Source organism: Brevundimonas sp. GW821-FHT10A07, from assembly GCF_059415785.1.
In genome coordinates, this window is sequence record NZ_JBWKNX010000007.1 from 81,928 (window position 1) to 108,698 (window position 26,771).

Genomic DNA, 26,771 nt, shown 5'->3' on the forward strand with positions numbered 1-26,771 from the left:
GATACGCCGCGCTAAGGCTGGGGCATGACCGTTTCGCCCGTTACGCCCCCCAAGGTTCGCGCGCCCGCCCTGGCCGTGCTGTTCTCCGTGGTGTTCATCAATCTGGTCGGGTTCGGCCTGGTGGTGCCGCTGTTGCCCTTCTTCGCCCAGAGCCTGAAGGCCGAGGCCTGGCAGATCACCCTGATGTTCTCGGCCTATTCGCTGGGCCAGTTCTTCGCCGAACCCTTCTGGGGGCGGCTGTCGGACCGGATCGGGCGCAAGCCCGTCCTGCTGGCGACGCTGGCGGCCAATGCCGTCGGCTATCTGATGCTGGCCTTCGTGCCCAATATCTGGCTGGCCATCGCGGTGCGCCTTTTCACCGGACTGGGTGCGGGCAATATCTCGACCGTTCAGGGCTATGTCGCCGACGTCACGCCGCCGGAGCAGAGGGCGGGGCGGATGGGGCTGATCGGCGCGGCCTTCGGCCTGGGCTTCATCGTCGGGCCGGGGCTGGGCGGCCTGCTGACCCAGCCGCAGCTGGGGCGGCTGGGTTATCAGCTGCCGATCTTCCTGGCCGCAGCCCTGGCGGCCCTGGCGGCGGTCGGGGTGATCGTCTTCCTGCGCGAGAGCCGGGCCAAGGCCGATCCTGCGGCGGCGCGTCCGCCCTTCCTGGCGGGGCTGAAGGACGCGCGGACCAATCCGGTGGTGTCGCGGGTCCTGGTCGTGACCCTGGTCTATATGGCCGGCTTTTCGGCGATGGAGAGCGTGTTCGGCCTGTGGTCCGAGAGCCGCTACGCCTGGGGCGCGCGCGAGGTGGGGCTCAGCTTCATGATCGTCGGCGTGATATCCACGCTGAACCAGGGCTTCTTCGCCGGGCGTCTGGCGCGGCGGTTCGGCGAGGCGCGGGTGCTGGCGACGGGGATGCTGCTGTTCGGCGCCTCGCTGGTGCTTCAGGTCCTGGCCCCGGTCGCCTGGTTCCCCGCGACCCGGCTGGAGCTGGGCACCCTGTCGATCCCCCTGGTCCAGGGCTGGGTCATTCCCCTGGTCATGGCCGTGGGCGCCTGCGGCATGTCCCTGGCCATGCCCAATATCTCGGCCATGATCAGCCGCGCCTCGCCGCCCGACCGGCAGGGCGCCATGCTGGGCCTGAACATGGCCTCCAGCTCGGTGGCGCGGATCTTCGGGCCCATGGTGGCCGGTGCGCTGTTCTCGGGCCTGGGGCATGACTGGCCCTTCCTGATCGGCGCGCTGCTGACCATCCCGGCGGCGGTGATGGCGATCAACGCCGGGCGGGCGATCCGCCGGGGTCAGGTCGCTGCAGAAGCGCCCGCCACGTCCTTGTCCTGACTCATCTTGCGTCGGCCGGCGTCTTCGCTTACAAGCCGCGCCTTCGCGTACCGAACCGCCAGGCGAACAGGCATGCCTAGGCGGTTCTTAAACTCTGGAAGGTCAAGTCGTCGGGCTCAAGTAGTCCGAAGGACGATAGCCCTCCAAAAAGGAGATCGAAATGCCGAAACTGAAGACGAAGTCGGGCGCCAAGAAGCGCTTCAAATTCACGGCCACTGGCAAGGTCAAGGCCGGGGTTGCGGGCAAGCGTCACCGCTTGATCAGCCACAACTCGAAATACATCCGCCAGAACCGCGGCACCTCGGTCATGGCCGACGCCGACGCCAAGAAGATCAAGTCCTACATGCCGTACGCCTGATCGGCGCGCGCTGTACGACGGATCTCAACCCAAAGAATTTGAAGGAATAGCGACATGGCTCGCGTTAAACGTGGCGTAACTTCGCACGCCAAGCACAAGAAGGTTCTGGAGCAGGCCAAGGGCTTCTCCGGCCGCCGCAAGAATACGATCCGTACGGCCAAGGCCGCCGTCGACCGCGCCGGGCAATACGCCTATCGCGACCGTCGCGCCAAGAAGCGCAACTTCCGCGCCCTGTGGATCCAGCGCATCAACGCCGCCGCGCGTATCGAAGGCTTCACCTACAGCCAGTTCATCAATGGCCTGAACAAGGCCGGCATCGAACTGGACCGCAAGGTCCTGGCCTCGATCGCCGCCGACGGTGCGGGCTTCAAGGCCGTGGCCGACAAGGTTCGCGCCGCCCTGGCCTGAGGGCGTCGGGCCCAGGCCCGTCCGCGTTCGAAAAGATCAACGCCCGCTCCGGTCTTCCGGGGCGGGCGTTCTTCGTTTCAGGGCCAGAGCTGGCCCGGGGACGGGCCAGGCGGCGGACTCAGCCGGCGGACTCAGGCGGCTTGCGGCACGGGGGCGGTCTGAGCCGCCGCCAGCACCAGGCGGATGGCGTTCAGCAGGGCGTCGGGCTGGATCGGCTTCTGGGCCACGCCGTTCATGCCGGCGGCGATATAGTCCAGCTCGTCCCCTTCCTCGGCGTTGGCGGTCAGGGCCAGGATCGGCAGGCGCGAGGCCGGGCCGGACAGGGCGCGGATGGCGCGGGTGGCGGCGACCCCATCCATCACCGGCATCTTGATGTCCATCAGGGCGAGGTCGAACCGGCGGACCTGGACGGCGTCCAGCGCCTCCTGGCCGTTTTCGGCCATTTCGGCGGTGCAGCCGAACATCTCCAACAGCTTGGCGGCGACGAAGCGGTTGGTGGCGTTGTCGTCGACCACCAGCACATGCAGGGTTTCGTGCGGCGTCGGCTCGGCCATGACCGGACCGACGGCCCCCGCGTCGGCGGCGCAGGCGCTCAGCGGCAGCCGGACCTGGAACCGCGCCCCGCCCATCGGCGAGACGCCCAGGCTGATGCCGCCGCCCATCCGTTCGGCGATCTGACGGCAGATGGCCAGCCCCAGTCCGGCGCCGGCGCCTTCACGTCCGGCCTTGCCGATATTGAAGGGGTCGAAGATGGTCGCGGCCGCCGCCTCCGGCACGCCGGGGCCGCTGTCGTCCACGGTCAGTTCGACGCTCAGGCCCGTGTCGGAACTGCGGCTGACCAGGGTGGCGGCCACGCCGCCGGTCTGGGTGAACTTCAGGGCGTTTCCGACCAGGTTGTTCAGCAGCTGTTTCACCCGCATCCCGTCCGCCAGGACCCAGGGACCGGCCTCGAGGTCGGTGCGGACGGTCAGGTTCAGGCCCTTCTCCTCGGCGCGCGGCCGCCACAGGGCGTCGATGTCGAAGGCGACGGCAGACAGGTCCAGCGGTTCTTCCTCCAGGGTCAGCATTCCGGCCGAGGCGCGCGACATGTCCAGGGCGTCGGTCAGCAGCCGCAGCAGGCTCTGGCCGGAATCGATGACGGTGCGGACGTAGGGGCGAAGCTCTTCCTGTTCGAGCTTTCTCTCCATCAGGGCGGCGACGCCCAGAACCCCGTTCAACGGCGTGCGGATCTCATGGCTCATGACGGCCAGGAATTCGGACTTGGCGCGGCTGGAGGCGACGGCTTCGGCCTCGGCTATGGCCAGGTCCCGCGCCAGGGCCCCCATTTCCTCGGCCCGCTGGCGGTGCAGGGCGGCGCCGGCCTGCACGACCTGCAGAGCCGTGCCGACGCCGACATAACGTCCCTCGGCCACGACGATGAAGCCGCCCAGCAGGGCGCCCAGTTCCGCCGCGCCATAGGCCTGGAAAAAGGCCTCGGCGCTGGTCCCGGCCTCCGCAATGGGGGCGTTGCGATCCATCAGGCTCTCGGCCGGCTTCTTGGCGTAAAGGGCGCGCCCGAACTCGGCCGCCATGCGCAGGGTGAAGGCGTTGCGCTCGATGATGCCGACCGGCCGCCCGTCATCGTTCACGACGGCCAGGGCCAGGGTGTTCGGCTCGGTCTGGAAACGTTCGAACACCTCGGCGCCCGGCGTGGACGGAGCCACCGGCGCGATCAAGTCAACGAAATCACCGATCAGCGGCATTCGGCCCCCCTTATGTCCACGAGGGCGGGCTTAACCAGTGATATTTAACAACCGCTTTGCCGATCATGAACCTTTCGCGGCGCGTTTCGGACGGTTGTTCCGTGAACGGACGATGACGACGCCGGTTCCCATGCGCGGAAGTCGGGACTAGTCTGGCCTCATGGCGATACGTGTCCTGATCTGCGGTCTTGCGGCGGTCGCCGCCCTGGCCTTCCCGGCGGCGGCTCAGGACCGCCGCATCGCCGTGACCTTCGACGACCTGCCCTATCAGGCGTCGGAGGCGGCGCTGTGCGAACCCGCCGAACTGATGCGGCTGACCACGGATTTCGTGGCCATGCTGAAGCCGCTCGACACCCAGGGGACGGCCTTCGTCAACGAGGGCAAGGTCTGCGAGCCTGTTCGGGCCTCGGCCCTCCCGGCTGCGCTGAACGTCTGGCTGGACGGCGGGCTGGATCTGGGCAACCACAGCTTCAGCCACATCAATATCCACCGTAAGACGGCCGAGGCTTATCTGGCCGATGTGGACGCTGGCGCCCCGACCACGCGCGCCGCGCTGGAGACGCGCGGGCGGACCCTGCGCTGGTTCCGTCATCCCTATCTGTTCACCGGAGAGACCCAGGAGAAGCATGACGCCATCGCCGCCGGCCTGGCCCAGCGCGGCTATACGGTCGCCCCCGTCACGATCGACAACAACGACTGGATGTTCGGCGACGTCTATCGCAAGGCCGAGCAACTGGGCGATGAGGCGCTGAAACGGCGGATCGGCGAAGCCTATGTGGCCCACATGACCACGGTGCTGGACTTTTTCGAACCCTATAGCGCCGAGCTGACCGGCGGGCGCGAGCCGGCCCAGGTCCTGCTGCTGCACGCCAACAGCCTGAACCAGGCCTATTATCCGCGGATCCACGCCCTCTATCTGGCGCGCGGCTATCGGTTCGTGACGCTGGAAGAGGCCCTGTCGGACCCGATCTATGCTCATGAAGATCGTTATGTCCGGGCCAACGGGATCTCGTGGCTGCACCGCTGGAACAGCACGGACGGCAAACCTATTCGCTGGGAGCCGGAACCGCCCGCCTGGATCGTCGCGGCGAACAAGGCGCCGGCCGACCAGCTTGCCGCCATCGCCTCTGCGCCCTGATCAGTCCCGCCGCGCGCCTTCAAGGGTGACGAACGCGCCCCGGCCCGCTAATGCACGGGCCAAATGACCGATCTCGCCACACTCGAACTCGAACTGATCAACGCCATCGGCGGCGCAGAGAGCGTCGCCGCCCTCGAAGAGGTGCGCGTCGCCGCTCTGGGCAAGTCCGGCTCCATCTCCGGCCTGCTGAAGGGGATGGGGGCCATGAGCCCCGACGAACGCCGCGAACAGGGGCCGATGATCAACGGCCTGCGCGACCGCGTGTCCGCCGCCATCGCCGCCAAGAAGGCCGAGCTGGAGGCCGCCGAACTGGACACCCGGCTTCAGGCCGAGCGCGTCGACCTGACCCTGCCGGCCCGGCCGCGTCGCAAGGGCGGGGTCCACCCCACCATGCAGGTGATGGACGAGATGATCGCCCTGTTCGCCGAGATGGGGTTCGCCGTGGCGGAAGGCCCGGACATCGAGGACGACTTCCACAACTTCACCGCCCTGAACTTCCCGCCGAAACACCCGGCGCGGGAAATGCACGACACCTTCTTCCTGAAGCCCGACCCCGAGACGGGCGAGCGCAAGGTGCTGCGCACCCACACCTCGCCGGTGCAGGTCCGCACCATGATGAGCCAGACGCCACCGATCCGCATCATCGCGCCGGGTCGCACCTTCCGTAAGGACTCGGACGCCACCCACACGCCGATGTTCCACCAGATCGAAGGCCTGGTGATCGACCGCGACATCCATATGGGCCACCTGAAGACGACGCTTCAGACCTTCATCGCCCGCTTCTTCGAGCTGGACGAGGTTCAGGCGCGGTTCCGGCCGCATCACTTCCCCTTCACCGAGCCCTCGGCCGAGATGGACATCCGCTGCGACCGGTCGGGCGGGAAACTGGTGTTCAACACCGGCGACGACTGGCTGGAGATCCTGGGCTGCGGCATGGTGCATCCTAATGTGCTGCGCAACTGCGGCATCGACCCGGACGAATATCAGGGCTTCGCTTTCGGCATGGGGGTGGATCGCCTTGCCATGCTGAAATACGGCGTGCCGGACCTGCGCCCCATGTTCGACGCCGATACGCGCTGGCTGGCGCACTACGGCTTCTCGGCCTTCGCCGCCCCCAATCCGGCCTCGGGCCTGAGCTGATATAATGACCGATACACACGCCATCACCCTCGACGCCATCGGCCCCGGGCCGGAATATCGCAACGGTTCGATCTGGCTGCCGCAGCTGTTTCTGGAAACCCGCCGCGCCGGCCATGCGAATATCGAGGGCCGGACCTTCATCGAATGCCTGATTGAAGGCCCCGCCGTCCTGCTTCCCCTGTCGGGCTGCAACTTCGACGGCTGCAATATGGGCGACGCTCAGGGCGACCCTCGCAGCCTGATGCTCAAGCCCGTAGGCTCCGAGCGGGTGACCGGCACGGTCGCGATCAGGGACTGCAAATTCATTCGCTGCCGCTTCCTGGGCGTCGGTTTTACCGGGCCGCAGAGCTTCCTTGACGAGATGATCGCCGGTCTGGGCGGGGCCGCAGCATGAAGTTCACCCTTTCCTGGCTCAAGGATCACCTCGAGACCGAGGCTGACGTCCATCAGATCGCCGAGGCCATGACCATGGCCGGGCTGGAGGTCGAGGAGGTTCTCGACCCCGCCGCCAAGCTGGCGCCCTTCACCGTGGCCAGGATCCTGTCGGCCGAACGTCACCCCAACGCCGACCGGCTTCAGGTCTGTCAGGTCGAGACGGTGGACGGGCTGAAGGAGATCGTCTGCGGCGCGCCCAATGCGCGGGCGGGCCTGACCACCATCTACGCCCCCATCGGCGCCTATGTCCCCGGTCTGGGCGTGACCCTGGTCGAGAAGCCGGTGCGCGGCGTGGTGTCCAACGGCATGCTGTGTTCGGCCTCGGAGCTGGAGCTGGCGGATGAGAGCGACGGCATCCAGGAACTGCCGCCCGAGATCCCGGTGGGGACGCCGGTCGCCGGCCTGTTCGGCGCGGAACCCGTCATCGATTTCGAGGTCACGCCGAACCGGCCCGACTGGCTGGGCGTCGCCGGCATCGCGCGGGACCTGGCCGCCGCCAGCGTCGGCAAGCTGAAGCATTTCGACATCGCCGTGGTGCGCGGGGCCTTCCCGTCGCCGATCACCGTGCGGCTGGATGCGCCCGAGATGTGTCCGGTCTTCGCCGGCCGGGTGATCCGGGGCGTCAAGAACGGGCCGTCGCCGGCCTGGCTGCAGAAACGCCTGACCGCCATCGGCTTGCGCTCGATCAACCGGCTGGTCGATGTGACCAATCTGATCGCCTATGACCGCGCCCGCCCGCTGCACGTCTATGACGTGGCCAAGCTGGTCGGGACCGAGATCGTGGTGCGCGGCGGCCAGGTCTCGGCCGAGACGGCTCATATCGAGGGCGGCGAGCCCGAACATCTGATCGCCCTGGACGGCAAGACCTATACGGCCGCCGCGACCGACTGCGTCATCGCCGACGCCGGGGGCGAGCGCCCCATCGGCCTGGGCGGGGTCATGGGCGGCGAAAGCACCGGCTGCGACGAGACCACGACCGATGTCTTCATCGAAAGCGCCTGGTTCGACCCCCTGGTCATCGCCCAGACGGGTCGTGCGCTGGGCATCCATTCCGACGCCCAGTACCGGTTCGCGCGCGGCGTCGATCCGGTCTCGGTCACGCCCGGCTTGGAGCTGGCCACCCGCCTGATCCTGGACTTGTGCGGCGGCGAACCGTCCGAGATCGTCTTCGTCGGCGAGCCCCCGGCCAGCCCGGCGCCCTTCGCCTTCGACCCAGCCTATGTGAAGCGTCTGACGGGCATGGACCTGGACGACGACCGGATCGGGACCATCCTGGGCCAGCTCGGCTTCCTGATCACGGCCGCGCCGGCCGGTCAGGCCGAACCCTGGATCGTCACCCCGCCGTCGTGGCGGCGCGACGTCGAGGGCCGGGCGGATCTGGTGGAAGAGGTGGCGCGGATCGAGGGCTTCGACAGCCTGCCCGACACGCCCCTGCCCGAGGTCGCCCGTCCTGCCGGCGGGGTGCTGAGCCCGCGCCAGGCCCGCGTTCGCACCGCGCGCCGGGCGCTTGCCGCCCTGGGCTACGCCGAGGCCGTCACCTGGTCCTTCACCAAGCAATCGACCGCGGCCCTGTTCGGCGGGGGCGATGACCGGCTGGTGCTGGAGAACCCCATCGCGGCCGATCTGGACTGTATGCGCCCCTCGGCCCTGCCGAACCTGATCCAGGCGGCGGCGCGCAACGCCGCGCGCGGCTTCGCCGACGCCGCCCTGTTCGAGATCGGTCCCATCTATCTGGGCGACGGTCCCAAGGATCAGCGCACGGTCATCGCCGCCCTGGTCGCCCCCCACGCCGCCCGCCACTGGGCCGGCGCCGGAGAGGACGCCCTGTTCGCCCTAAAGGCCGATCTGACCACCCTGCTGGAAGAGATCGGCGCGCCGGTCGCCTCGCTGCAACTGGCCCAGGGTCAGAACCGCGACTGGTGGCACCCCGGCCGTTCGGCCCGGCTGCAGCTGGGGCCGAAGAATGTGATGGTCGAGTTCGGCGAACTGCATCCGCGCGTGCTGAAGGCGCTGGACGCCGACGGCCCGATGCTGGGCTTCGAGATCGTGCTGGACGCCGTGCCCGAGCCGCGGGGCAAGTCGGGCAAGGCGCGGGGAACCGCCGACCTGTCGGCCTTCATGCCCCTGACCCGCGACTTCGCCTTCGTGGTCGAGGACGCCAAACCGGTCGGCGATCTGGTCCGGGCTGCGGCCGGCGCCGACAAGGCCCTGATCGCCGATGTCCGGGTGTTCGACGTCTATCGCGGCAAGGGCGTGGACGACGGCTTCAAGTCCGTCGCCCTGGAAGTGGTGATCCAGCCGCGCGAGGCGACCCTGGCCGAGGCCGAGATCGAAGCCCTGACCGCCAAGATCGTGGCGGCGGTGGAGAAGCAGGGCGGCAGGCTGCGGGGCTGACGGGCCCCCTCCGTCACGGCGCTCTGCGCCGCGCCACCTCCCCCAAGGGGGGAGGATTTCGGTCGCCGCCGTTCGCATTCCTCCCCCGTTGGGGGAGGGGGACCGCCGCGCCTCTTCGCGCGGTGGTGGAGGGGGCCTGACACGGATTTCGGTGTTGTGGGCCCGATAGATGCCGCAGCCAGCCGTACCCCCTCCGTTACGGCCCTGCGGGCCGCGCCACCTCGCCCAGAGGGGGAGGAGTAAGCCCCCGTTAACCTTGAAGCCGCAAGGCTGCCGTAAAGGTCGGGGACGGTGTCACAAAGCCCGGCGTCCTCGCTGGCTGTCCCTCGCCGCCTTTAGGAGCGCCCCCCATGCATCGCCGCCAACTGATCCTTTCCGGCCTGGCCACCGCCGCCGGCGCCTCGTCCGTCGGGGCCTGCGCCACGGCTCCGGCCAACCCGAATTATCCGATCCGTTCGGACAATACTGCGCCGGCCTACAGCTTCGACGAACTGGTCGCGGCCGGGTCCAAGGAGCTGGGCATCGCGGCCGAGGTCGTGGGCGGGGCCATCGAGCGGGTCTTCGCCGACCAGGGCGACCGCCCCACGGCCTATATCGCCGGCGAAGAAGGGTCCGGCGCCGTGGTCGTGGGCGCGCGCTACGGGCGCGGCGCCCTGCACATGAAGGACCTGTCGGCCTCGCAGGAGGTGTTCTGGCAGGGGGCTTCGATCGGCTGGGACTGGGGCGGAAACGCCAGCCGGGTCTTCACCCTGGTGTACGGCCTGTATCACCCCGACATGATCTATCGTCGCTATCCGGGCGTCGAAGGTTCGGCCTATCTGATCGCCGGCCTGGGCGTGAACTATCAGCAGGCCGACGGCATCGTCCTGGCCCCCATCCGCACCGGCGTCGGCCTGCGCCTGGGCGCCAATATCGGCACCATGAGCTACAGCCGTCAGCGCAACCTGCTGCCCTTTTAAGCGCGCTATGCTCGCGACGCGGTCGCTCGCGGCTTGAGCGCGCGACCGCATTCACCCGTCATCCTCGGGCTCGACCCGAGGATGACGGCGTGATCAGCCCACCAATCGCAACGGCGGCGGCGTCTCCAGCATCGTCGCCAGCCCCTCGCGCCAGGTCGGATATTTCGGACGCCAGCCCAGTTCCGCCTTGGCCAGGGCGTTCGAGACCCGTTTGGAATCCAGATAGAAGCGCCGCATGGCCTCGCTGACGCTGTCGTCGGTCCAGTCGACCTCGGGCGGGCGCGGCAGGCCCATTTTCGCGGCGGCCCATTCCACCACCACATCGGCTGCGGCGGGTTCGTCGTCGGTCAGATTGTAGGCGGCGCCGGGCCTGGGCCGGTCCATCGAGGCGAACAGGGCCGAGACCACATCGTCCACATGGATGCGGTTGAAGACCTGGCCCGGTTTGCGCACCAGTCTGGCCGTCCCGTCGCGCAGCCGTTCGACCACGCTGCGGCCGGGGCCATAGAAGCCCGGCAGGCGGAAGATCTGCACCGTCAGCCCCATGCCCTGACCGCCGTCCAGCCAGTCGCGCTCGACCCGCACCCGCCGTGCCCCCTCCAGGCTGGCGGCGTTCAGCGGTCCGTCCTCGAACACCCAGCCCCCGGCCCGGTCGCCGTAGACGCTGGTCGAGGAGACGTATCCGATCCAGTCGGGCCAGGCCTGGGACGCCACCGGCCCCAGGGCGCGCAGACCGGGGCAGCCGTGGGTGTCGGGCGCGGCCGTGACCAGAACCGCCGTGGCGGCCTCCAGCGCGGTCTTCAGGGCCTCGGGATCGGCGGGGTCGATCGCCGTGATCCCCTCGGCCGCCAGGGACCGGCGGCGTTCGGCGTCGCGCGAGGTGGCGACGGCCCGCCCGCCGCGCCGGATCGCCTCCAGCGCCGCCGCCCGGCCCAGATAGCCGCCGCCGAAGACCAGCAGGCACGGCTCGCGGCCGGACGAAGAAGCAGGGGCGGCGTCGGGCATCGATCTACTCAGGCAGACAGGACTTGGGGCGGCGCATACGGCCGCGCTTCATTTTCCAGCGCCTCGGCCCGGCGTTGGTTCCAGGCGGAGACACAGGGCACCCGTGTCAGGTCGGCCCGGTCGGCGTAGTGGCGGGCGATCTCCGTCACCTCGTCCATCAGGCCCTGGGCCAGGGTGATGGGCTTCAGCCCCAGGTCGCGAAACTGGTCGTTGGCGACGACCAGGTCGTTCTCGTCGGCCTCCTGGCGCGGATTGGCGACATTGTGAACCACGGCGCCGGTCTTGTCGGCGATCATGGCGGCCAGGTCGCGGACCCGGCGGCTTTCGGTCATCTGGTTCAGGATCTTGACCCGATCGCCACGCTTGGGCGGGTTCTTCAGGGCCAGTTCGACGCAGCGCACCGTGTCCTGGATATGGATGAAGGCCCGCGTCTGGCCGCCCGATCCGTGGACCGTCAGCGGATAGCCGACCGCCGCCTGCATCAGGAACCGGTTCAGCACCGTGCCATAGTCGCCGTCATAGTCGAACCGGTTGATCAGCCGCTCGTCCAGCTTGGTCTCGACCGTCTGCGTCCCCCAGACGATGCCCTGGTGCAGGTCGGTGATCCGCAAGGCGTCGTTGCGGGCGTAGAACTGGAACAGCAGGGCGTCCTGCGTCTTGGTCATGTGATAGATGCTGCCCGGATTGGGCGGGAACAGGATCTCCTGTTCGGCGGGGCCGTGGTCGGTGTCCACCGTCACCTTCAGATAGCCCTCGGGGATGCGCAGGCCGGCGGTGCCGTAGCCATAGACCCCCATGGTGCCCAGGTGGGCCAGATGCACGTCCAGCCCGCTTTCGACGATGGCGGCCAGCAGATGGTTGGTGGCGTTGATGTTGTTGTCGACGGTGTAGAGCTTGTGCCGCGCCGACTTCATCGAATAGGGGGCCGCCCGCTGTTCGGCGAAATGCACCACGCTGTCGGGCGCCAGGTCGCGGATCAGGGCGACCAGCCGGTCGAACTCCTTGCCGACCGTCATGTTGACGAAGCCGATGTCGCGGCCCGACACCTCTTTCCAGGCCTTGATCCGCTCGCCCATGGTGCGGATCGGCGTCAGGGACTGGACCTCCAGCTCGTTGTCGATGTTGCGCCGGCTCAGGTTGTCGACGACGGTCACGTCCCAACCTTTGGCCGACAGGTGCAGGGCCGTCGGCCAGCCGCAGAAACCGTCGCCGCCCAGAACCAGAACGCGCATGAAAAAAGCCTCGTCGTCGTCGCAAAGGTCATGCCTAGCCCAGCGGAGGGCCATCGGCAAAGCGGGGCTGTTAGGCGTGGGGTGCGACGCTTTGACGAAAACCCCTTGGAAAGGGACGGCGCACAGGCTAAGTCTCCTTCGTCTCCCACTCAAACGCAGCTTTCCGGGCCTACACCCGTCTGTTCGCGGCTTGAGCCGATCATGACGGTCGGTCCCGAAAGGATCGGCGCACCATGCGGGCGACAAGGCATTCCGACAGTTCGACAATCGGGGATCGGCCCCGAGCGAGACGGAACCACGAAACGGACGGACCCGGCCGCTGGCCTGGGCTCCATCCCTGCACACGGTAGCGCGAATGAGAGATTTCAAGGGCATGAAGCGTCAGCGCGGACGCAATCGGAACAAGGCGGGCGCCTCAAACGCCAACAGCGCCAATCCGAATCGTTCGTGGGACTCGCAAGGCCCCGAAAACATCAAGGTCCGGGGCAACGCCCAGACCGTGTATGAGCGCTATCAGCAGCTCGCCCGCGACGCCTCGTCCGGCGGCGACCGGGTGCTGGCCGAAAACTATCAGCAGCACGCCGAACACTATTACCGCGTCCTGCGCGCGCTTCAGCCGCAGCGGTCCTTCTCCGACATCGCCGCGCGCGAACAGTCGAACCAGGGCTTCGACATCGATTTCGAGGACGAATCCGGCGCCCAGGCCGCCGCCTTCGTCGCCGCCCAGCAGGCCGCCGACCGGCAGGCCGCCGACCGTCAGAACCAGGACGGCGCCGAGCGCGACCAGACCCAGAACCGCGACCGCAACGACCGGGACCAAAACCGGGATCGCGATTTCAATCGCGACCGCGACCCATCCCAGAATCGCGACCGGGATCGTGATCGTGACCGGGATCAGGCGCAAAACCGTGATCAGAACCGTGATCGCGACCGCGACCAGACCCGCGACGCTCAGCCGCCGCGTGAACCCCGCGAGCCGCGCGAAGACGGCGAGGCCCGCGCCGAGGGCGAGGGCGGTCGCCGCGAGAGCCGCCGCGAACGCTGGGAGCGTCGCCGCGAGGAACGCAACCGTCGCTTCGAAGGCCAGGAGAATGCAGGTTCGGACGAAGCCGCCGACGGCGTCCAGCAGGACGCCGCGCCCGTGGCCGAGCGCGCCGAGCCGGTGGTCGAATCGCCTGCCGTCGAGGGTCCGGCCGCAGAGGAACGGCCCGCTCGCCGCACCCGTCGTCCGGCCGTCGCCGCCGCAGCCTCGGATGACGACGCCCCGACCGCCCTGCCGGGCTTCCTGACCCGTTCGTCCGCCCCCGCGCCCGCCGCCGAGGCTGCCGCGGACGCCGAAGCCGCGCCGCGTCGCCGCGCCCCGCGCCGCAAGGTCGAGGCTGTCGCCGACGGCGAAGACTGAGCCGCGCCCTGATCCGATGGGCGTGCGGCCTTGACGGCGGCCGCCCATACGGCGCCTAAAGGGACGACTTCGCCATAAGGCTCGGCCCTCCAGAGCGTCGGGCCCGACCAGCGTTAAGGGAAGCTTTGATGCGTCAGTTCGTTCAGTCTCGCCCGACCGTCCGCACCCTCGTCCGGGGTCTCGCCCTGACCGCCGTGGTCGCCGTCGCGGCCTGCGCCTCGACCCCGCCGCCTCCACCGCCCCCGCCGCCGCCCGGCGGCTCCGGCGCGGTGCTGATGGACTGGCGCGGCGTCATCACCGCGGCGGACCGCGACCGGTATCAGCGTCGCGACGCCGCCTGGACCCTGGCCCTGCAACAGGCGGGGCGCCAGCGTGGATCCGGCGATCTGAACAGTCTGGGCGATCTGATCGACCCCAGGGCCGGCCGCGCCGACGTGGCGCCGCCGCCCGGAAACTACCGCTGCCGCACCGTCAAACTGGGCTCCCAGGGCGGTGAGGATGGTCTGGGCTATGTGATCTACGGCTGGTTCGCCTGCCGGATCGAACAGACCTCGCGCGGCCTGAAGTTCACCAAATTGACGGGGTCGCAGCGTCCGTCGGGCCTGTTGTTCCCCGAGAACGACCGCCACATGCTGCTGCTCGGCTCCATGGCCCTGGCCCAGGAACCGGCCGCCAACTCCTACGGCCGCAATCCCGACCGCGACATGGTCGCCGTGCTGGAACGGATCGGCGAGGCGCGCTGGCGGCTGGTCCTGCCCTGGCCGCAGTATGAGTCCAATCTGGATCTGATCGAGCTGGTCCCCGCCAGCGGCGGCTGACTGAACCTTGCGGCGGCTCGGCCGTTAGGGGGGGCGTATCCCACGGAAGCTCGATCATGCGCCGCACCCCGCTCGTCTTCGCCCTCGCCGCCACCGCCGCCCTTGCGGCCTGTGGTGAAAACAGCCCGAACAGCGCGGCTGAGATTTCCCCCGCCGTGTCCGAACCCGCCGCAGGCGTGCCGGCCCGCGCCGCGCCGCCCGCCCGGGCGACGCCCGAACAGCAGGCGGCGACCCCGACCGGCGGGGTCCAGGGCGGGACCGACAACTGGCGCAGCGTCGCCACGCCCGGGGACGCCAGCCTGCTGGGGCGGCTCGATCAGGCCTGGCGCATGAGCCGCGCCGAGGCGGAAACGGCCGGCTTCGCCCGTCAGGTCGAGGCCCTGGGGCCTTTGGTCGATCCCAACGCCGCCCAGGCGGGCCAGCTTCAGCCCGCGCCCGGCGACTACCGCTGTCGCACAATCAGGCTGGGACGCCACGCCGAGGGCCAGGGCGCCGCCTTTGTCGAACAGCCTTGGGCCGCCTGTTCGGTGGAGATGACCCCCGGCGGCGATCTGATCCTGGCCAAGACCGCCGGGTCGCAGCGGATGCGCGGCCTGCTTTATCCGGATACGGATCGTCGCCTGGTCTATGTCGGAGCCCAGGGCGTGGGCGAGGCGCAGAAGGCCGTCCCCGCCTATGGCCAGGACACCGCGCGCGACCAGGTCGGGGTGCTGGAACGGATCGGCCAGAACCGCTGGCGGCTGGTCCTGCCCTGGCCCAGGCAGGACGCCAAGCTGGAGCTGGTCGAGATCACGCGCTGATCGGCTAGACCCGCGTCAGCTTCAGATCCTGATAGTCGTATGAGAAGTCGATGTCGGGCGACACGCCCTTCATCGTCGCCGTGGCCGGTTTGGCGGTCTGGATGTTGAAGGTGACGAAGGCGTCCTCCTCGCGCTTGTCCGGGAACCGGGTGCGGAAGGTTTCGCCGTCATAGGGTTCCAGCCAGCCTTGCAGCGCCGGGGTGTGGGTGAAGGTCAGCCACAGGCCGGTCCTGCGATTTCGGCCCCGGCCCTCGGTCTTCCGTTCAATGGTGATGTCGCCGTACCAGGGGTCGCGCCAGGTTCCGGCATAGGCCTCCAACGGCATGCTCGGCGCCGCGCCCGCCGCCTGTTTGGCGTCGATCTCGGCGGCGGCGGCGATGGATTTCGCATTGCCCTCGGCCTCCAGCCGTTTGGAGTCCGCGATCCAGTCCACATCGACCTTGCCCATGCACAGGTCGGCGATGCCCGCGCGCAGGGCGCGCAGCAGGAAGCTTTCCTCGGCGTTGGAGAAGATGCTGAAACCGGTCTTGCGGCCGGGGATCAGCACCGTGGCCGAAATCCCGCCGGGCGAGCCGCCGCCGTGGCTGATCAACCGCTCGCCGCGATAGTCCTGAACCTGCAGCCCCATCGCATAGGTCGAGGCGATGGCCCGGTTCGGCAGTTCCGCCGTCGGTCCGGGCGAGCTGCCGACGATGATGTTGGGCTTGAACATCTCGCGCGCCGCCGCCTCCGAGAACAGCCGGGTTCCGTCGGGCAGCAGGCCGTCGTTCAGCCGCACGGCGATCCACTTGGCCCAGTCGGTCGGGGTGGTGCAGATTCCGCCCGCCGCCGCCGCCGAATCCCAGTTCCACACCTCGACGATGGAGGCCGCGATCGGCGTCATCGCCCCCTGATAGCGCAACGGCGGTCCGACCCGGCCATGGGGCAGGGCGGACCTGGCCGGATCGGCCAGCCGCGCCAGGGGCACGGTCTCGCTCATGCCGACGCGGTCCAGGATGCGGGTCTGGATGAAGTCTTCCCAGGTCAGGCCCGACACCGCCTCGATCACCGCCCCGGCGACCACGAACATCAGGTTGCAATAGTGATAGCGCGCCCGGAACCCGTCCTCGATGGGCACGAAGGCGGCCTGGGCCAGGACCTCGGCGCGGGTCCGGTCGCTGTTGGGCCAGAACAGCAGGTCGCCGGCGCCCAGGCCGAACCCGGCGCGGTGGCTCAGGGTGTCGCGCACCGTGATGTGTTCGCCGATATAGGGGTCCGACAGGGTGAAGCCGGGCAGATAGGTGCGAATGGGCGCGTCCCACGCCACCTTGCCCTCGTCGACTAGGATGGCCAGGGCGGCGGCGGTGACGTTCTTGGTGTTCGACGCGATGGCGAACAGGGTGTGTTCGTCCGCCCGGGCGGGCTTGCCCTGAAGCTTCACGCCGTAACCGCGCGTCAGGACGGGCGTTCCGTCCTTGACCACGGCGATCCCCAACGCCGGCTGGTCGGGCCATGCCGCCATGGCCTGGGTCACATAGGCGTCCACCGCCTCGGCCAGACCCGCATCGTCATTGGCCGCCTGCGCCCAGACGGGACCGCCGGCGGCTTGGGCCGCCAGCGCCGCCGCGCCTCCGGAAGCGAACAGGGAACGGCGCGACAGGCGAAGGGACATCAGGAAAGGCTCCGGCGAAGACTGCCGTGACGCTAACGCGCCTTTCCCCTCTAGACCAGCCGCCAGGCCTGCAGATGGTCCAGCACGTCGGCGACGATCTGCTGGCGGGTGAAGCCGGTCACGTCGCGCGGCCGGGTCCCCTCTCCGGTCTGGGCCGTCATGCGCCACTCGATGGCGCGGCGCCCCTCCGGCGCGTCCAAGGGGGTGATGGCGGGCAGGGGGCGCGACCGGGCGCCCAGTCGGTAAAGAAAGTCGCGGCCCTCGGCGTGGGGCACGACCAGCCAGACCGCCTGTTCGTCCGCCTCGACCCGGCTCTGGTCCAGGCCTTCGGCGACCAGGGCCTCGCGCACCTCGGTCAGGGCGGGAACGCCGTGACGCTGCATCTGGCGGGCGATGTCGCGGCGGCTGGCCGGGGCGAAGATCCGCTTCAACCGCTCGCCCAGCGGCGGCGTCTCGGTCTCCACCGTCTCGCCCTTCAGGTCGGCGTTCATCTGCCGGATCAGGGCCAGACACAGCAGGATGATGATGACGGTGAAGGGCAGGGCGGCCATCAGTGTGGCGGCCTGGAGCGCGCTCAGCCCGCCCGCCAGCAGCAAGGCCGCCGCCGTCAGTCCCTCCAGCGTGCACCAGTAGACCCGCTGCCAGCGCGGCGTGTCGTCCGCCCCGCCCGAGGCGATGGTGTCGATCACCAGCGACCCGCTGTCGGCCGAGGTGACGAAGAAGACCGCCACCAGCAGCACCGCCAGGGTCGAGGTGATCGCCGCCCCCGGCAGGTTCTCCAGGAAGTGGAAGATGGCGGTCGACAGATCGGTCTGCACCGCCTGCGAAATCGCGCCCGCCGCCTGGCCCATGTCCAGGCTGATGGCCGTGTTTCCGAACACCGTCATCCACAGGAAGGTGAAGCCGGTCGGGACCAGCAGCACGCCGATGATGAACTGCCGCACTGTCCGGCCGCGCGAGATTCGGGCGATGAACATGCCGACGAACGGCGACCAGGCGATCCACCAGGCCCAGTAGAACAGGGTCCAGTTGGCCATCCAGCCGCGCGGCTCATAGGCGTAGAGGTTGAAGGTGCGGACGAAGAAATGGTCCAGATACAGGCCGAAATTCTGCACCAGGGCCTTCAGCAGGAAGCCCGTCGGCCCGACCACCAGCACGAACAGCATCAGCAGCACGGCCAGGACCAGGTTCAGCTCCGACAGGCGCCGCACCCCCTTGTCCAGCCCGGTCAGGACCGAGGCGGTCGCCGCCGCCATGACCAGGGCGATCAGCCCCACCTGCATCCAGGGCGTATTGGGCAGGCCGGTCAGATAGTTCAGGCCGCTGTTGATCTGGGACACCCCCAGGCCCAGCGAGGTGGCGATGCCGAACAGGGTGCCGCAGATGGCGAAGATGTCGACGGCGTCGCCGATCGGCCCGTTGATCCGCTTGCCCAGCAGGGGCGAAAGCCCGGACCGCAGCGTCAGCGGCAGCCCCTTGCGGTGCGCGAAATAGGCCAGGCTGAGCCCGACCATGGCATAGACGGCCCAGGCGTGGACGCCCCAGTGGGTGAAGGTGATCACCATGGCCTCGCGCGCGGCGTCCAGGGTGCCGGGCGCGGCCTCGGGCGGGGCGGCGTAATGCTGGATCGGCTCGGCGACGGCGAAATACATCAGGCCGATGCCCATGCCGGCGGCGAACAGCATGGCCAGCCAGGAGACATAGGGGAAGTCGGGCTCGGCGTCGTCGGGGCCCAGTTTCAGCCGTCCCGTCGGCCCCAGGGCCAGATAGGCCGCCACCGCCAGGAAGCCGGCGACCGATGCGACATAGAACCAACCGAAGGTGTCGATCACCCAGGCCTGGGCGCGGCCGAAGAACAGGTCCGAGGCGCCGGGCGCGACCAGGGCGACCAGCAGTAGGGCCCCGGCTATGGCGCTCGCGCCCCAGAAGACGCGCGGGTTCATCTTGGATCTCAGCATCGGCTGAAAGCGTATGGCGAAGCTGGAGGTTCCCGCCCCGCCGCGCGGAAGGCGATCGGCGGCGAACACCCCGCGATTGGACCCGCCCCCCGAGGCGGCCTAGAGATCGCACTGGAGGCTTGAATGGAATTTCTGACGAACGGGCCGGTCGATCCGGGGGTCATACTGCCGTTTCTGGCGGCGGTCGTCCTGATCGAGCTGACGCCCGGTCCCAACATGGGCTGGCTGGCGCTGGTGTCCCTGTCGCAGGGCCGCACGGCGGGGCTGGCGGCCGTGGCGGGCATCACCCTGGGCCTGACGCTGTGGATGCTGGCCGCCGCCTTCGGCCTGACCGAGATCGTGCTGGCCTGGCCGGCCCTGTATCAGGCCATTCGGTGGGCGGGCGTGGGGTTTCTGTTCTGGCTCGCCTGGGAAGCCTGGAAGGGCGAGGGCGGTCCGGCCCGTCCGGCGCCCCAGACGCGTGATCGTCGTCGTGCGCTTTTCCTGCGGGGCCTGACCGCCAATCTGCTGAATCCGAAGGCGGCGCTGTTCTATATCGCCCTGCTGCCGGGCTTCATGCGTCAGGACTACGGCCCGGCCCTGCCCCAGGCGCTGACCCTGGGCGGGATGCATGTGGCGGTCAGCGTGGCGATTCACGGCCTGATCGTCGTCACCGCCGCCCGCGTGAGCCGTTTGGGCGCCGTCAACCAGGGCGCAGGCGGCCGCGCCCTGATGGCGGGCGGGCTGGTGCTGATCGCGGCCTGGACGGCCTGGGAGACGCGGCTCTAGGCCGGCTCGCGTCTGCGGCCCGGCCGTCGGCCAGGGACGACAGACGGCGCCGCCGCAATTGATTCCGGTCAAGGCGAACCCTCGACCGTCGGGGGCACTTGTGTGGCCGGATCAACACACCCACTTCCTCTGGCGAACGGACGCGTCGCTTGCTCCAGAGGGCGCGTCGGACCATTTCCGCCTCACGAGGGGACACGACACGATGAATCTCGATCTCTACTCCGACCGCGCCAAACAGGCCGTCCAGTCCGCCCAGTCTCTGGCCCTGGCCCGCCGTCACCAGCAGTTCGCCCCGGAACACCTGCTCAAGGTGCTGCTTGAGGAACGCGACGGCCTGGCCCGCAATCTGATCACCGCCGCCGGCGGCGACGCCAAACGCGCCGAGGCCGACACCGAGACCGCGCTGAAGAAGCGCGCCCAGGTCACGGGCGGCTCGGGCCAGCTCTATCTGGACGGCGACACCGCCCGCGTCTTCGCCGCCGCCGAGGAGGCCTCGAAATCCGCCGGCGACGCCTTCGTCACCACCGAACGCCTGCTGGCCGCCCTGGCGCGCGAGGGCGGCGTCGCGGCCGAGGTGCTGAAGGCCTCGGGCGCCACCGCCGACAAGCTGGACGCCGCCATCGCCGAGGTGCGCAAGGGCAAGACCGCCGACAGCGCCGGCGCCGAAGACGGCTATGACGCCCTGAAACGCTACGCCCGCGACCTGACCCTGGCCGCCCGCGACGGCAAGATCGACCCGGTCATCGGCCGCGACGAGGAAATCCGCCGCACCATCCAGGTCCTGGCTCGGCGGACCAAGAACAACCCCGTCCTGATCGGCGAGCCCGGCGTGGGCAAGACCGCCATCGTCGAGGGTCTGGCCCTGCGCATCGTCAACGGCGACGTGCCCGAGAGCCTGCGCGACAAGACGGTGATGGCGCTCGACATGGGCTCCCTGATCGCCGGGGCCAAATACCGCGGCGAGTTCGAGGAGCGGCTGAAGGCCGTCCTGTCCGAGGTCTCGGCGGCCGAGGGCGGCATCGTCCTGTTCATCGACGAGATGCACACCCTGGTCGGCGCCGGAAAGGGCGACGGCGCCATGGACGCCTCCAACCTGCTGAAGCCGGCCCTGGCGCGCGGCGAACTGCACTGCGTCGGCGCCACCACCCTGGATGAATACCGCAAGCACGTCGAGAAGGACGCGGCCCTGGCCCGTCGCTTCCAGCCGGTCTTCGTCTCCGAACCGACGGTGGAGGACACGGTCTCCATCCTGCGCGGGCTGAAGGAGAAGTACGAGGTCCACCACGGGGTCCGCATCTCCGACAGCGCCATCGTCGCCGCCGCCACCCTGTCGAACCGCTACATCACCGACCGCTTCCTGCCGGACAAGGCCATCGACCTGATCGACGAGGCCGCCAGCCGCGTCCGCATGGCCGTGGACTCCAAGCCCGAGGCCCTGGACGAGATCGACCGCCGCCTGGTCCAGCTGAAGATCGAACGCGAGGCCCTGAAGAAGGAGACCGACACGGCGTCCCAGCACCGGCTGGAAAAGCTGGAGGACGAGATCGCCGATCTGGAAGGCCAGTCCGACGACCTGACCACCCAGTGGAAGGCCGAAAAGGACAAGGTCGGTCAGGGCGCGCAACTGCGTGAAACCCTGGACCGCCTGCGTCTGGAACTGACCAACGCCCAGCGCGCCGGCGACCTGGGCCGCGCGTCCGAAATCGCCTACGGCCAGATCCCCCAGATCGAAAAACAACTGGCCGAGGCCGAGGCCAACGAGACCAGCGGAAAGGGCCCTCTGACCCCCGAGGTCGTCGACGCCGAACAGATCGCCGCCGTCGTCAGCCGCTGGACCGGCGTCCCTGTCGACAAGATGCTGGAGGGCGAGCGCGAGAAGCTGCTGAAGATGGAAGAGGCCCTGGGCGGCCGCGTGGTGGGTCAGGATGAGGCTTTGGCCGCCGTCTCCGACGCCGTGCGCCGCGCCCGCGCCGGCCTGAACGACCCCAATCGTCCCCTGGGCAGTTTCCTGTTCCTGGGCCCGACCGGCGTGGGCAAGACCGAACTGACCAAGGCCCTGGCCGAGTTCCTGTTCGACGACGAAGCGGCCATCACCCGGCTCGACATGTCGGAATATATGGAGAAGCACAGCGTCTCCCGCCTGATCGGCGCCCCTCCCGGCTATGTCGGCTATGACGAGGGCGGCGCCCTGACCGAGGCCGTGCGCCGCCGCCCCTATCAGGTCGTCCTGTTCGACGAGGTCGAAAAGGCCCACCCCGACGTCTTCAACGTGTTGTTGCAGGTGCTGGACGACGGCCGCCTGACCGACGGCCAGGGCCGCACCATCGACTTCCGCAACACCCTGATCATCATGACCTCCAACCTGGGCAGCCAGTATCTGGCCGAACAGGGCGAGGGCGACGATGTCGAGGCCGTCCGCCCCTTCGTCATGGACGCCGTCCGCGCCCACTTCCGGCCCGAGTTCCTGAACCGGATCGACGAGATCATCCTGTTCCACCGCCTGGGCCGCGAACAGATGGGCGGCATCGTGCGGATCCAGCTGTCACGCTTCGAGAAACTGCTGGCCGACCGCCGTCTGAACCTGTCGCTGGACGACGCGGCCTTGGCCTGGCTCGCCGACCGCGGCTACGACCCGGCCTATGGCGCGCGTCCGCTGAAGCGGGTGATCCAGAAGGAACTGGTGGACCCGATTGCGCGGAAGCTGCTGGCCGGCGAGATCGAGGACGGCGGGGTGATTGCGGTTACCGCCGGCGAGGGCGGGTTGGAGATCGGGAAGGCGCGGGTGCATTGACGGAGCGAAACGTTTCGACTTGAAAACTCTCTGTTCGCAAGATATATGCATCGTTGTCATTCTTGCGAAAGTCCGGCCCGATGGTGAGGCGTGTACCTCTGAACCCCGTGCAGCTTCTGCTTCGCGGTCCGAGCAGCGAAGAGCTAATTCGGTTCTTCCGGGCCTTGGCCGAGGAGATCGACGCTGCATTTGCCAATGCCAGCGTCATCATTCCGCTTCTGGAAAAAGGCAGACCTGCAGTTCAGGCCAGGGGATCTACGCGGCGCTGGCAGCTCGACGAGGCCGTGCGGCGCGCGGCCTCCCGGGCGGGATTCGAAGCATCGACGGGCTATACCGACCCGCCGTCCTGGTCGTTCCCGCTTATCAGTCTTGGCGCATTCTCTGTGACTTTGGGCATTGTCGACAAGACGCGGAGCGGACGCGTGTTGAGGGCCAAAGGAGCGTATGTCCAACGGATGGTGGCGCGTAACCGCCCCCTCGACCCGCAACTCCCTTTGTTCGACGAACCTGGGTCGAAGGTGCCTCGAGTGATCCCGCCCGGCACCTTTGGAGCTATGATCGTCGTCGAGTACTCGTCAGCCCAGCCCGATTCTGCCGTTTACGTTGGCTTCTATATTCCTTCTGAAGACCTGACTCAGGCCTATTACAGTTACTCGCTGTTTGACCTTATGGTCGAGTTGCGTGACGCGGATGCTGAGGTCAAAAAGCCGGCGCGCCGTACCGTGGCGCGGAAGAAGGTCGTCTTGAAACGGCGCCCGCCTAAGAAGACAGACTAGCTATGCGATTGAACTCAATTACGTTGGACGTGGGGGTCTAAGATGCCCGCGAGGGTCGAAGGATTCGTGCCGGGCCGTTTGAAGATGGCTCGCGAAGCTCGCTTGCTCCGTCAAACGGAACTCGCTGAGCGTATCGATTGGTCGGAATCATCTGTTTCGAAGTGGGAGAATGCCAAGTCGCCCCAATCGCCAGAGCCTGCGGCGATCCCGGTGCTGGCAGACGTCCTGCAAGTCGATCCTAGCTGGTTCTTCAAGCCGATGGAGCGGGCGGACAGGGCTTCGTTTTTCCGATCTTTGTCGCGTAGCCTCGGACAATTGCGCGACAAAGCCGAGGCAAGGCTTGGCTTTGTGGAGGCTATTGAAGAGACGCTCAGCGAATACGTTCATCTGCCAGATGTCGATGTTCCCGACCTTATGGACGGGCGCGATTTCCGGACCCTGCGTTTGGACGACATCCAGCGCATCGCTGATGAACTTCGAGACTACTGGGATCTTGGCGAGGGTCCTATCGACGACCTGCTTCTTGTAATTGAGAACGGGGGGATCGTCGTTGCGGAAGACAATATCGGATCTGCCGACCTTGACGGTGTGTCGAGGTGGTCAGAGGTCAGCGAGCGGCCGTATATCCTGCTGGCGCGCGACAAGAATGTTGGGGTTCGCCGTCGCTTTGACGCAGCACATGAACTTGGCCACGTGGTTCTTCATCGGCGCGTCAGCTCGGTCGAGCTTGTCGAGAATTTTAAATTGATCGAGGAACAGGCAATGGCGTTTGCCGGAGCTTTTCTGCTCCCCGAACAGTCCTTCACTGACGATCTGTTCTCGACATCGCTTGAGGCTATGATCCGCATAAAGGAAAAGTGGAAAGTGTCGGTTGCCGCGATGATTATGCGGCTCCGTGCAACGGGAAGGGTAACCCCCGAGTATGAGCGACGGCTGTGGCAGTACTATAGCTACCGGAAATGGCGGGGCGGAGAGCCCTTCGACGACACATTGCCGATAGAGACTCCCGTAAATCTTCGATCCTCAATCGAGGTTATTACGGGCGAAGGCGGCATCAGGCGATCTGAGTTGCTGAAGGATATCGGGCTCTCCCGCACAGATGTTGAGACCTTAGCATCGCTCGAGGAAGGCTTCTTCGCCCCGTCAGAGGCCAATATCATTCGATTGGAGCCTCGGCTGAAGCCTTCAAGCGCTTTGGTAGGGCCTGGCGGCCGCGTGCTGCCATTGAGGCCGGGTGCGAAAAGCTAGCTTTGAGGTTTCCTGCTTCGAGTACTCTCAAGCGAAGCCCACTCTCCGCCCACACCAAAGGCCCCGCGTCGCGACGGGGGCCTCCGGTCATCTCGCCGTCACGCCGCTTCGCGTCGCGCCTCCTCCCCATTTCATGGGGAGGAGGCAGGCAAGGGCCGTCGCGCCGCCTCCTCCCCGCCTGCGGGGAGGGGGACCGCCGCGCCGCTTGCGCGGGGGTGGAGGGGTTCTGGACGCCGCACCCTCTTCTCCTTCTCCCATTGGGAGAAGGTGGCCGCGAAGCGGACGGATGAGGGTCGGGTGTCCAAGTCGGCGCAAGCCGTCGCAGCGGTCGGGCCGCAGCGGACGCTAGGGCGGCGCACGACCCTCACCCTTTCGCGCAAGGACGACGGCTGCGCCGCCGTGCGCTCAAGCCCTCTCCCAACGGGAGAGGGAAGGCCGTCAGAAGCCCAGCATCTTCGCGCGATCCCGGATCGCGTCGTCTATGCGCCAGGGTTCGGTCAGGCTTGGGCATTGGTGAAGCGAACGACGGTCCAGCCGAGGGCCTCGATGGTTTGCTGGCGAAGGTGATCGTTCAGCACCACGTCATCGCGTTCATGCACCCCGCCGTCGATCTCGATGACCAGATGGAGCGGGACGCAGGCGAAATCGACGACAAAGCGGCCGACCGGATGCTGACGTCGAACCTTCCAGCCATCAACAGCGCCGCCGCGCAACCGCGTCCAGACACGGTCCTCGGCCAAGCCGCCGCTTTGTCGCAGTCCGCGCGCACGCGGCGTCAGCCGGTTGGACGTCATTGCTTGAGCATCGGCGTCATCTCCACCCCGTCACAGGGAGACCGCCCGATAAAAAGCCATCAAGCCTCCTGCCGACGGTCATCCGATACCGTTCTGCGCCTTTCGGCAAGATGGGTAAGCGCACAGTGAATCGGACAGCCGCACCTCTTCTCCTTCTCCCATTGGGAGAAGGTGGCCGCGAAGCGGACGGATGAGGGTCGGGTGTCGAAGTCGGCGCAAGCCGTCGCACTGGTCTGGCCGCAGCGGACGCCGGGTGGCGCACGACCCTCACCCTTTGGCTGCTTCGCGCCGCCCTTCGGGTCGCGCAAGGACGACGGCTGCGCCGCCGTGCGCTCAAGCCCTCTCCCAGCAGGAGAGGGAAGGCCGAGCGAGGCAAGAGCCGGCGCACCGTCTCCTCCCCGCCTGCGGGGAGGGGGCTGGACGCCGCACCGGCGCCTGCGCCCCTAATTCCGCCGACGAACCCGTTAGGTTTCAACGCCCTGACGAATAATCACGCCCGCTTTCCGCCCAGGGTTCGAAACCGTGCCATGATGACGCCGCGCGTCGGCGTCGGACGGGCGGGGTCATCGGGAGGGCGGATTTCAGACAAATTGTACGAATTGCACCCTGTTTTTTTCGTCCAGGGTCTGAATCCCCGCCCTCACTCCTGCGGGATCGGATTGGTCCTCGGGTCCGGGCCGTTGGTGACGACGCGGTCGCGTTCGCCCAGGTCCTTGACCACCTTGACGTCGGCGAAGCCCTGGGCCTCGAACAGGGCCTTGACCTGGGGCCCCTGGTCCCAGCCGATCTCGACGGCGAAGACCCCGCCGGGCTTGAGGATCCGCTTCACCTCGGGCGCCAGGTCGCGATAGGCCTGAAGCCCGTCGGGGCCGCCGTCCAGGGCCAGGTGCGGGTCGTGGTCGCGGACCTCGGGGTCCAGGGTCGGGATATGGTCGGTGGGGATATAGGGCGGGTTGGACAGCACCAGGTCGAAGCTGGCGTCGCCGAAGCCCGCCGCCCATTCGGTGCGCAGGAAGGCCGCCCGGTCGTTCAGGTCCAGGTTGGCGGCGTTCTCCTTGGCCACGGCCAGGGCCTCGGTCGAGATGTCGGTGCCCACGCCGTGGGCCGCCGGCCGCTCGGCCAGCAGGGCCAGCAGGATGGCGCCCGAGCCGGTGCCCAGGTCGATGGCGCTGAAGGCCTGGGTCTTGGCGAAGGCCAGCATGGCCACGTCCATCAGGGTCTCGGTGTCGGGCCGGGGGCTGAGGACGTCGGGGGTGACGTTCAGCATGATCTTCCAGAAGCCCTTCTTGCCGACGATGCGCGACACGGGTTCGCGCTTCAGGCGGCGGTCGATCATGGCCTCATAGGCCGTGTGCTGTTCGGGCGTGACGACGCGGTAGGGGTCCGTCAGAATGTCCATGCGGCTGGCGCCGGCGGCGGCTTCCAGCAGCAGGCGGGCGTCGATGGCCGGGCTGTCGATGCGGCCGCCCTTCAGGCGGGCCTGGGCGGCCTTCCACACGGTCAGCAGGGTCGCGGCGCCGTCGGACGGCTTGGGGGAGAGGGGCTCGGTGGTCATTTCGGGTGATTGGCCCTTCGCGGCCGTGATTTCAAGCGCAGCCGATTTTCGGCGCCTCGGGAACGTCGCGCCA

22 protein-coding genes are annotated in these 26,771 nt (G+C 68.1%); 15 read left to right on the plus strand and 7 right to left on the minus strand.

What is annotated here, in order from left to right; all coding sequences use genetic code 11:
* Window positions 1-24 precede the first annotated feature (24 nt).
* The 3 genes from AC07NC_RS07575 (at window position 25) to rplT (ending at window position 2,092) form a co-directional block, all read left to right on the plus strand.
* Window positions 25-1,326 carry an MFS transporter gene (locus AC07NC_RS07575; protein ID WP_494569127.1) on the plus strand — a complete coding sequence of 434 codons (1,302 nt, stop codon included), beginning with the start codon at window positions 25-27 and terminating at the stop codon, window positions 1,324-1,326.
* A gap of 160 nt (window positions 1,327-1,486) precedes the next feature.
* Window positions 1,487-1,684 (plus strand): 50S ribosomal protein L35, encoded by a 198-nt coding sequence (gene rpmI, locus AC07NC_RS07580; RefSeq protein WP_003166435.1) that lies wholly within the window; start codon window positions 1,487-1,489, stop codon window positions 1,682-1,684.
* A gap of 54 nt (window positions 1,685-1,738) precedes the next feature.
* Complete coding sequence (gene rplT, locus AC07NC_RS07585) at window positions 1,739-2,092, plus strand: 50S ribosomal protein L20 (RefSeq protein WP_008258832.1); 354 nt, start codon at window positions 1,739-1,741, stop codon at window positions 2,090-2,092.
* Between the two features lie 131 nt (window positions 2,093-2,223).
* On the opposite strand, the gene AC07NC_RS07590 is transcribed toward rplT, so the two are convergent.
* A complete protein-coding gene (locus AC07NC_RS07590) occupies window positions 2,224-3,834 on the minus strand; it encodes a response regulator (RefSeq protein ID WP_490334405.1) in 1,611 nt (536 codons plus the stop codon).
* Between the two features lie 160 nt (window positions 3,835-3,994).
* On the opposite strand from AC07NC_RS07590, the gene AC07NC_RS07595 reads away from it, so the two are divergent.
* From AC07NC_RS07595 to AC07NC_RS07615, 5 genes are all read left to right on the plus strand, one after another.
* The gene (locus AC07NC_RS07595; RefSeq protein ID WP_494569128.1) at window positions 3,995-4,972 is read left to right on the plus strand and encodes a polysaccharide deacetylase family protein; all 978 of its coding nucleotides are present in this window, start codon (window positions 3,995-3,997) and stop codon (window positions 4,970-4,972) included.
* Between the two features lie 63 nt (window positions 4,973-5,035).
* On the plus strand, window positions 5,036-6,112 hold the full coding sequence (pheS, locus tag AC07NC_RS07600) for a phenylalanine--tRNA ligase subunit alpha (RefSeq protein ID WP_494569129.1): 1,077 nt from the start codon (window positions 5,036-5,038) through the stop codon (window positions 6,110-6,112).
* Window positions 6,113-6,116: 4 nt separating this feature from the next.
* Entirely contained in the window at window positions 6,117-6,506 is a 390-nt protein-coding gene (locus tag AC07NC_RS07605) for a hypothetical protein (RefSeq protein ID WP_154726387.1), read from the plus strand.
* Window positions 6,503-8,941: a phenylalanine--tRNA ligase subunit beta gene (gene pheT, locus AC07NC_RS07610; RefSeq protein WP_494569130.1), complete on the plus strand. Its 2,439-nt coding sequence runs from the start codon at window positions 6,503-6,505 to the stop codon at window positions 8,939-8,941. The genes AC07NC_RS07605 and pheT overlap by 4 nt, the downstream gene beginning before the upstream one ends.
* A 350-nt stretch (window positions 8,942-9,291) precedes the next feature.
* A complete protein-coding gene (locus tag AC07NC_RS07615) occupies window positions 9,292-9,900 on the plus strand; it encodes a DUF1134 domain-containing protein (RefSeq protein WP_008260390.1) in 609 nt (202 codons plus the stop codon).
* A gap of 93 nt (window positions 9,901-9,993) precedes the next feature.
* Here the strand turns inward: AC07NC_RS07615 and AC07NC_RS07620 are convergent, their stop codons facing one another.
* Together AC07NC_RS07620 and AC07NC_RS07625 are read right to left on the minus strand one after the other, a co-directional pair.
* Window positions 9,994-10,905, minus strand: a complete 912-nt coding sequence (locus tag AC07NC_RS07620; RefSeq protein WP_494569131.1) for a Rossmann-fold NAD(P)-binding domain-containing protein — start codon at window positions 10,903-10,905, stop codon at window positions 9,994-9,996.
* 8 nt (window positions 10,906-10,913) lie between these two features.
* Window positions 10,914-12,137 (minus strand): NAD-dependent epimerase/dehydratase family protein, encoded by a 1,224-nt coding sequence (locus AC07NC_RS07625; protein ID WP_008259673.1) that lies wholly within the window; start codon window positions 12,135-12,137, stop codon window positions 10,914-10,916.
* A gap of 355 nt (window positions 12,138-12,492) precedes the next feature.
* Here AC07NC_RS07625 and AC07NC_RS07630 point away from each other — a divergent pair, with 355 nt between their 5' ends.
* The 3 genes from AC07NC_RS07630 to AC07NC_RS07640 all read left to right on the plus strand — a co-directional run bounded on the left by AC07NC_RS07630 (window position 12,493) and on the right by AC07NC_RS07640 (window position 15,157).
* Complete coding sequence (locus AC07NC_RS07630; protein WP_494569132.1) at window positions 12,493-13,539, plus strand: DUF4167 domain-containing protein; 1,047 nt, start codon at window positions 12,493-12,495, stop codon at window positions 13,537-13,539.
* 128 nt (window positions 13,540-13,667) lie between these two features.
* Complete coding sequence (locus tag AC07NC_RS07635; protein WP_008260147.1) at window positions 13,668-14,357, plus strand: DUF4893 domain-containing protein; 690 nt, start codon at window positions 13,668-13,670, stop codon at window positions 14,355-14,357.
* A gap of 56 nt (window positions 14,358-14,413) precedes the next feature.
* A complete protein-coding gene (locus AC07NC_RS07640; RefSeq protein WP_494569133.1) occupies window positions 14,414-15,157 on the plus strand; it encodes a DUF4893 domain-containing protein in 744 nt (247 codons plus the stop codon).
* 4 nt (window positions 15,158-15,161) lie between these two features.
* On the opposite strand, the gene AC07NC_RS07645 is transcribed toward AC07NC_RS07640, so the two are convergent.
* Both AC07NC_RS07645 and AC07NC_RS07650 read right to left on the minus strand, forming a co-directional pair.
* Entirely contained in the window at window positions 15,162-16,808 is a 1,647-nt protein-coding gene (locus tag AC07NC_RS07645) for a serine hydrolase (RefSeq protein ID WP_494569134.1), read from the minus strand.
* A 50-nt stretch (window positions 16,809-16,858) separates the two neighbouring features.
* Window positions 16,859-18,751 (minus strand): BCCT family transporter, encoded by a 1,893-nt coding sequence (locus tag AC07NC_RS07650; protein ID WP_492071691.1) that lies wholly within the window; start codon window positions 18,749-18,751, stop codon window positions 16,859-16,861.
* 138 nt (window positions 18,752-18,889) lie between these two features.
* On the opposite strand from AC07NC_RS07650, the gene AC07NC_RS07655 reads away from it, so the two are divergent.
* The 4 genes from AC07NC_RS07655 (at window position 18,890) to AC07NC_RS07670 (ending at window position 24,349) form a co-directional block, all read left to right on the plus strand.
* A complete protein-coding gene (locus AC07NC_RS07655; protein WP_494569135.1) occupies window positions 18,890-19,534 on the plus strand; it encodes a LysE family translocator in 645 nt (214 codons plus the stop codon).
* Between the two features lie 202 nt (window positions 19,535-19,736).
* Entirely contained in the window at window positions 19,737-22,325 is a 2,589-nt protein-coding gene (gene clpB / locus AC07NC_RS07660; protein ID WP_494569136.1) for an ATP-dependent chaperone ClpB, read from the plus strand.
* 107 nt (window positions 22,326-22,432) lie between these two features.
* The gene (locus AC07NC_RS07665; protein WP_494569137.1) at window positions 22,433-23,101 is read left to right on the plus strand and encodes a hypothetical protein; all 669 of its coding nucleotides are present in this window, start codon (window positions 22,433-22,435) and stop codon (window positions 23,099-23,101) included.
* Between the two features lie 42 nt (window positions 23,102-23,143).
* Window positions 23,144-24,349: a helix-turn-helix domain-containing protein gene (locus AC07NC_RS07670; protein ID WP_291548175.1), complete on the plus strand. Its 1,206-nt coding sequence runs from the start codon at window positions 23,144-23,146 to the stop codon at window positions 24,347-24,349.
* A gap of 497 nt (window positions 24,350-24,846) precedes the next feature.
* On the opposite strand, the gene AC07NC_RS07675 is transcribed toward AC07NC_RS07670, so the two are convergent.
* On the minus strand, window positions 24,847-25,143 hold the full coding sequence (locus AC07NC_RS07675) for an endonuclease domain-containing protein (RefSeq protein WP_291548174.1): 297 nt from the start codon (window positions 25,141-25,143) through the stop codon (window positions 24,847-24,849).
* Between the two features lie 640 nt (window positions 25,144-25,783).
* Window positions 25,784-26,698, minus strand: a complete 915-nt coding sequence (gene prmC / locus AC07NC_RS07680) for a peptide chain release factor N(5)-glutamine methyltransferase (protein ID WP_494569138.1) — start codon at window positions 26,696-26,698, stop codon at window positions 25,784-25,786.
* Window positions 26,699-26,771: the final 73 nt, after the last annotated feature.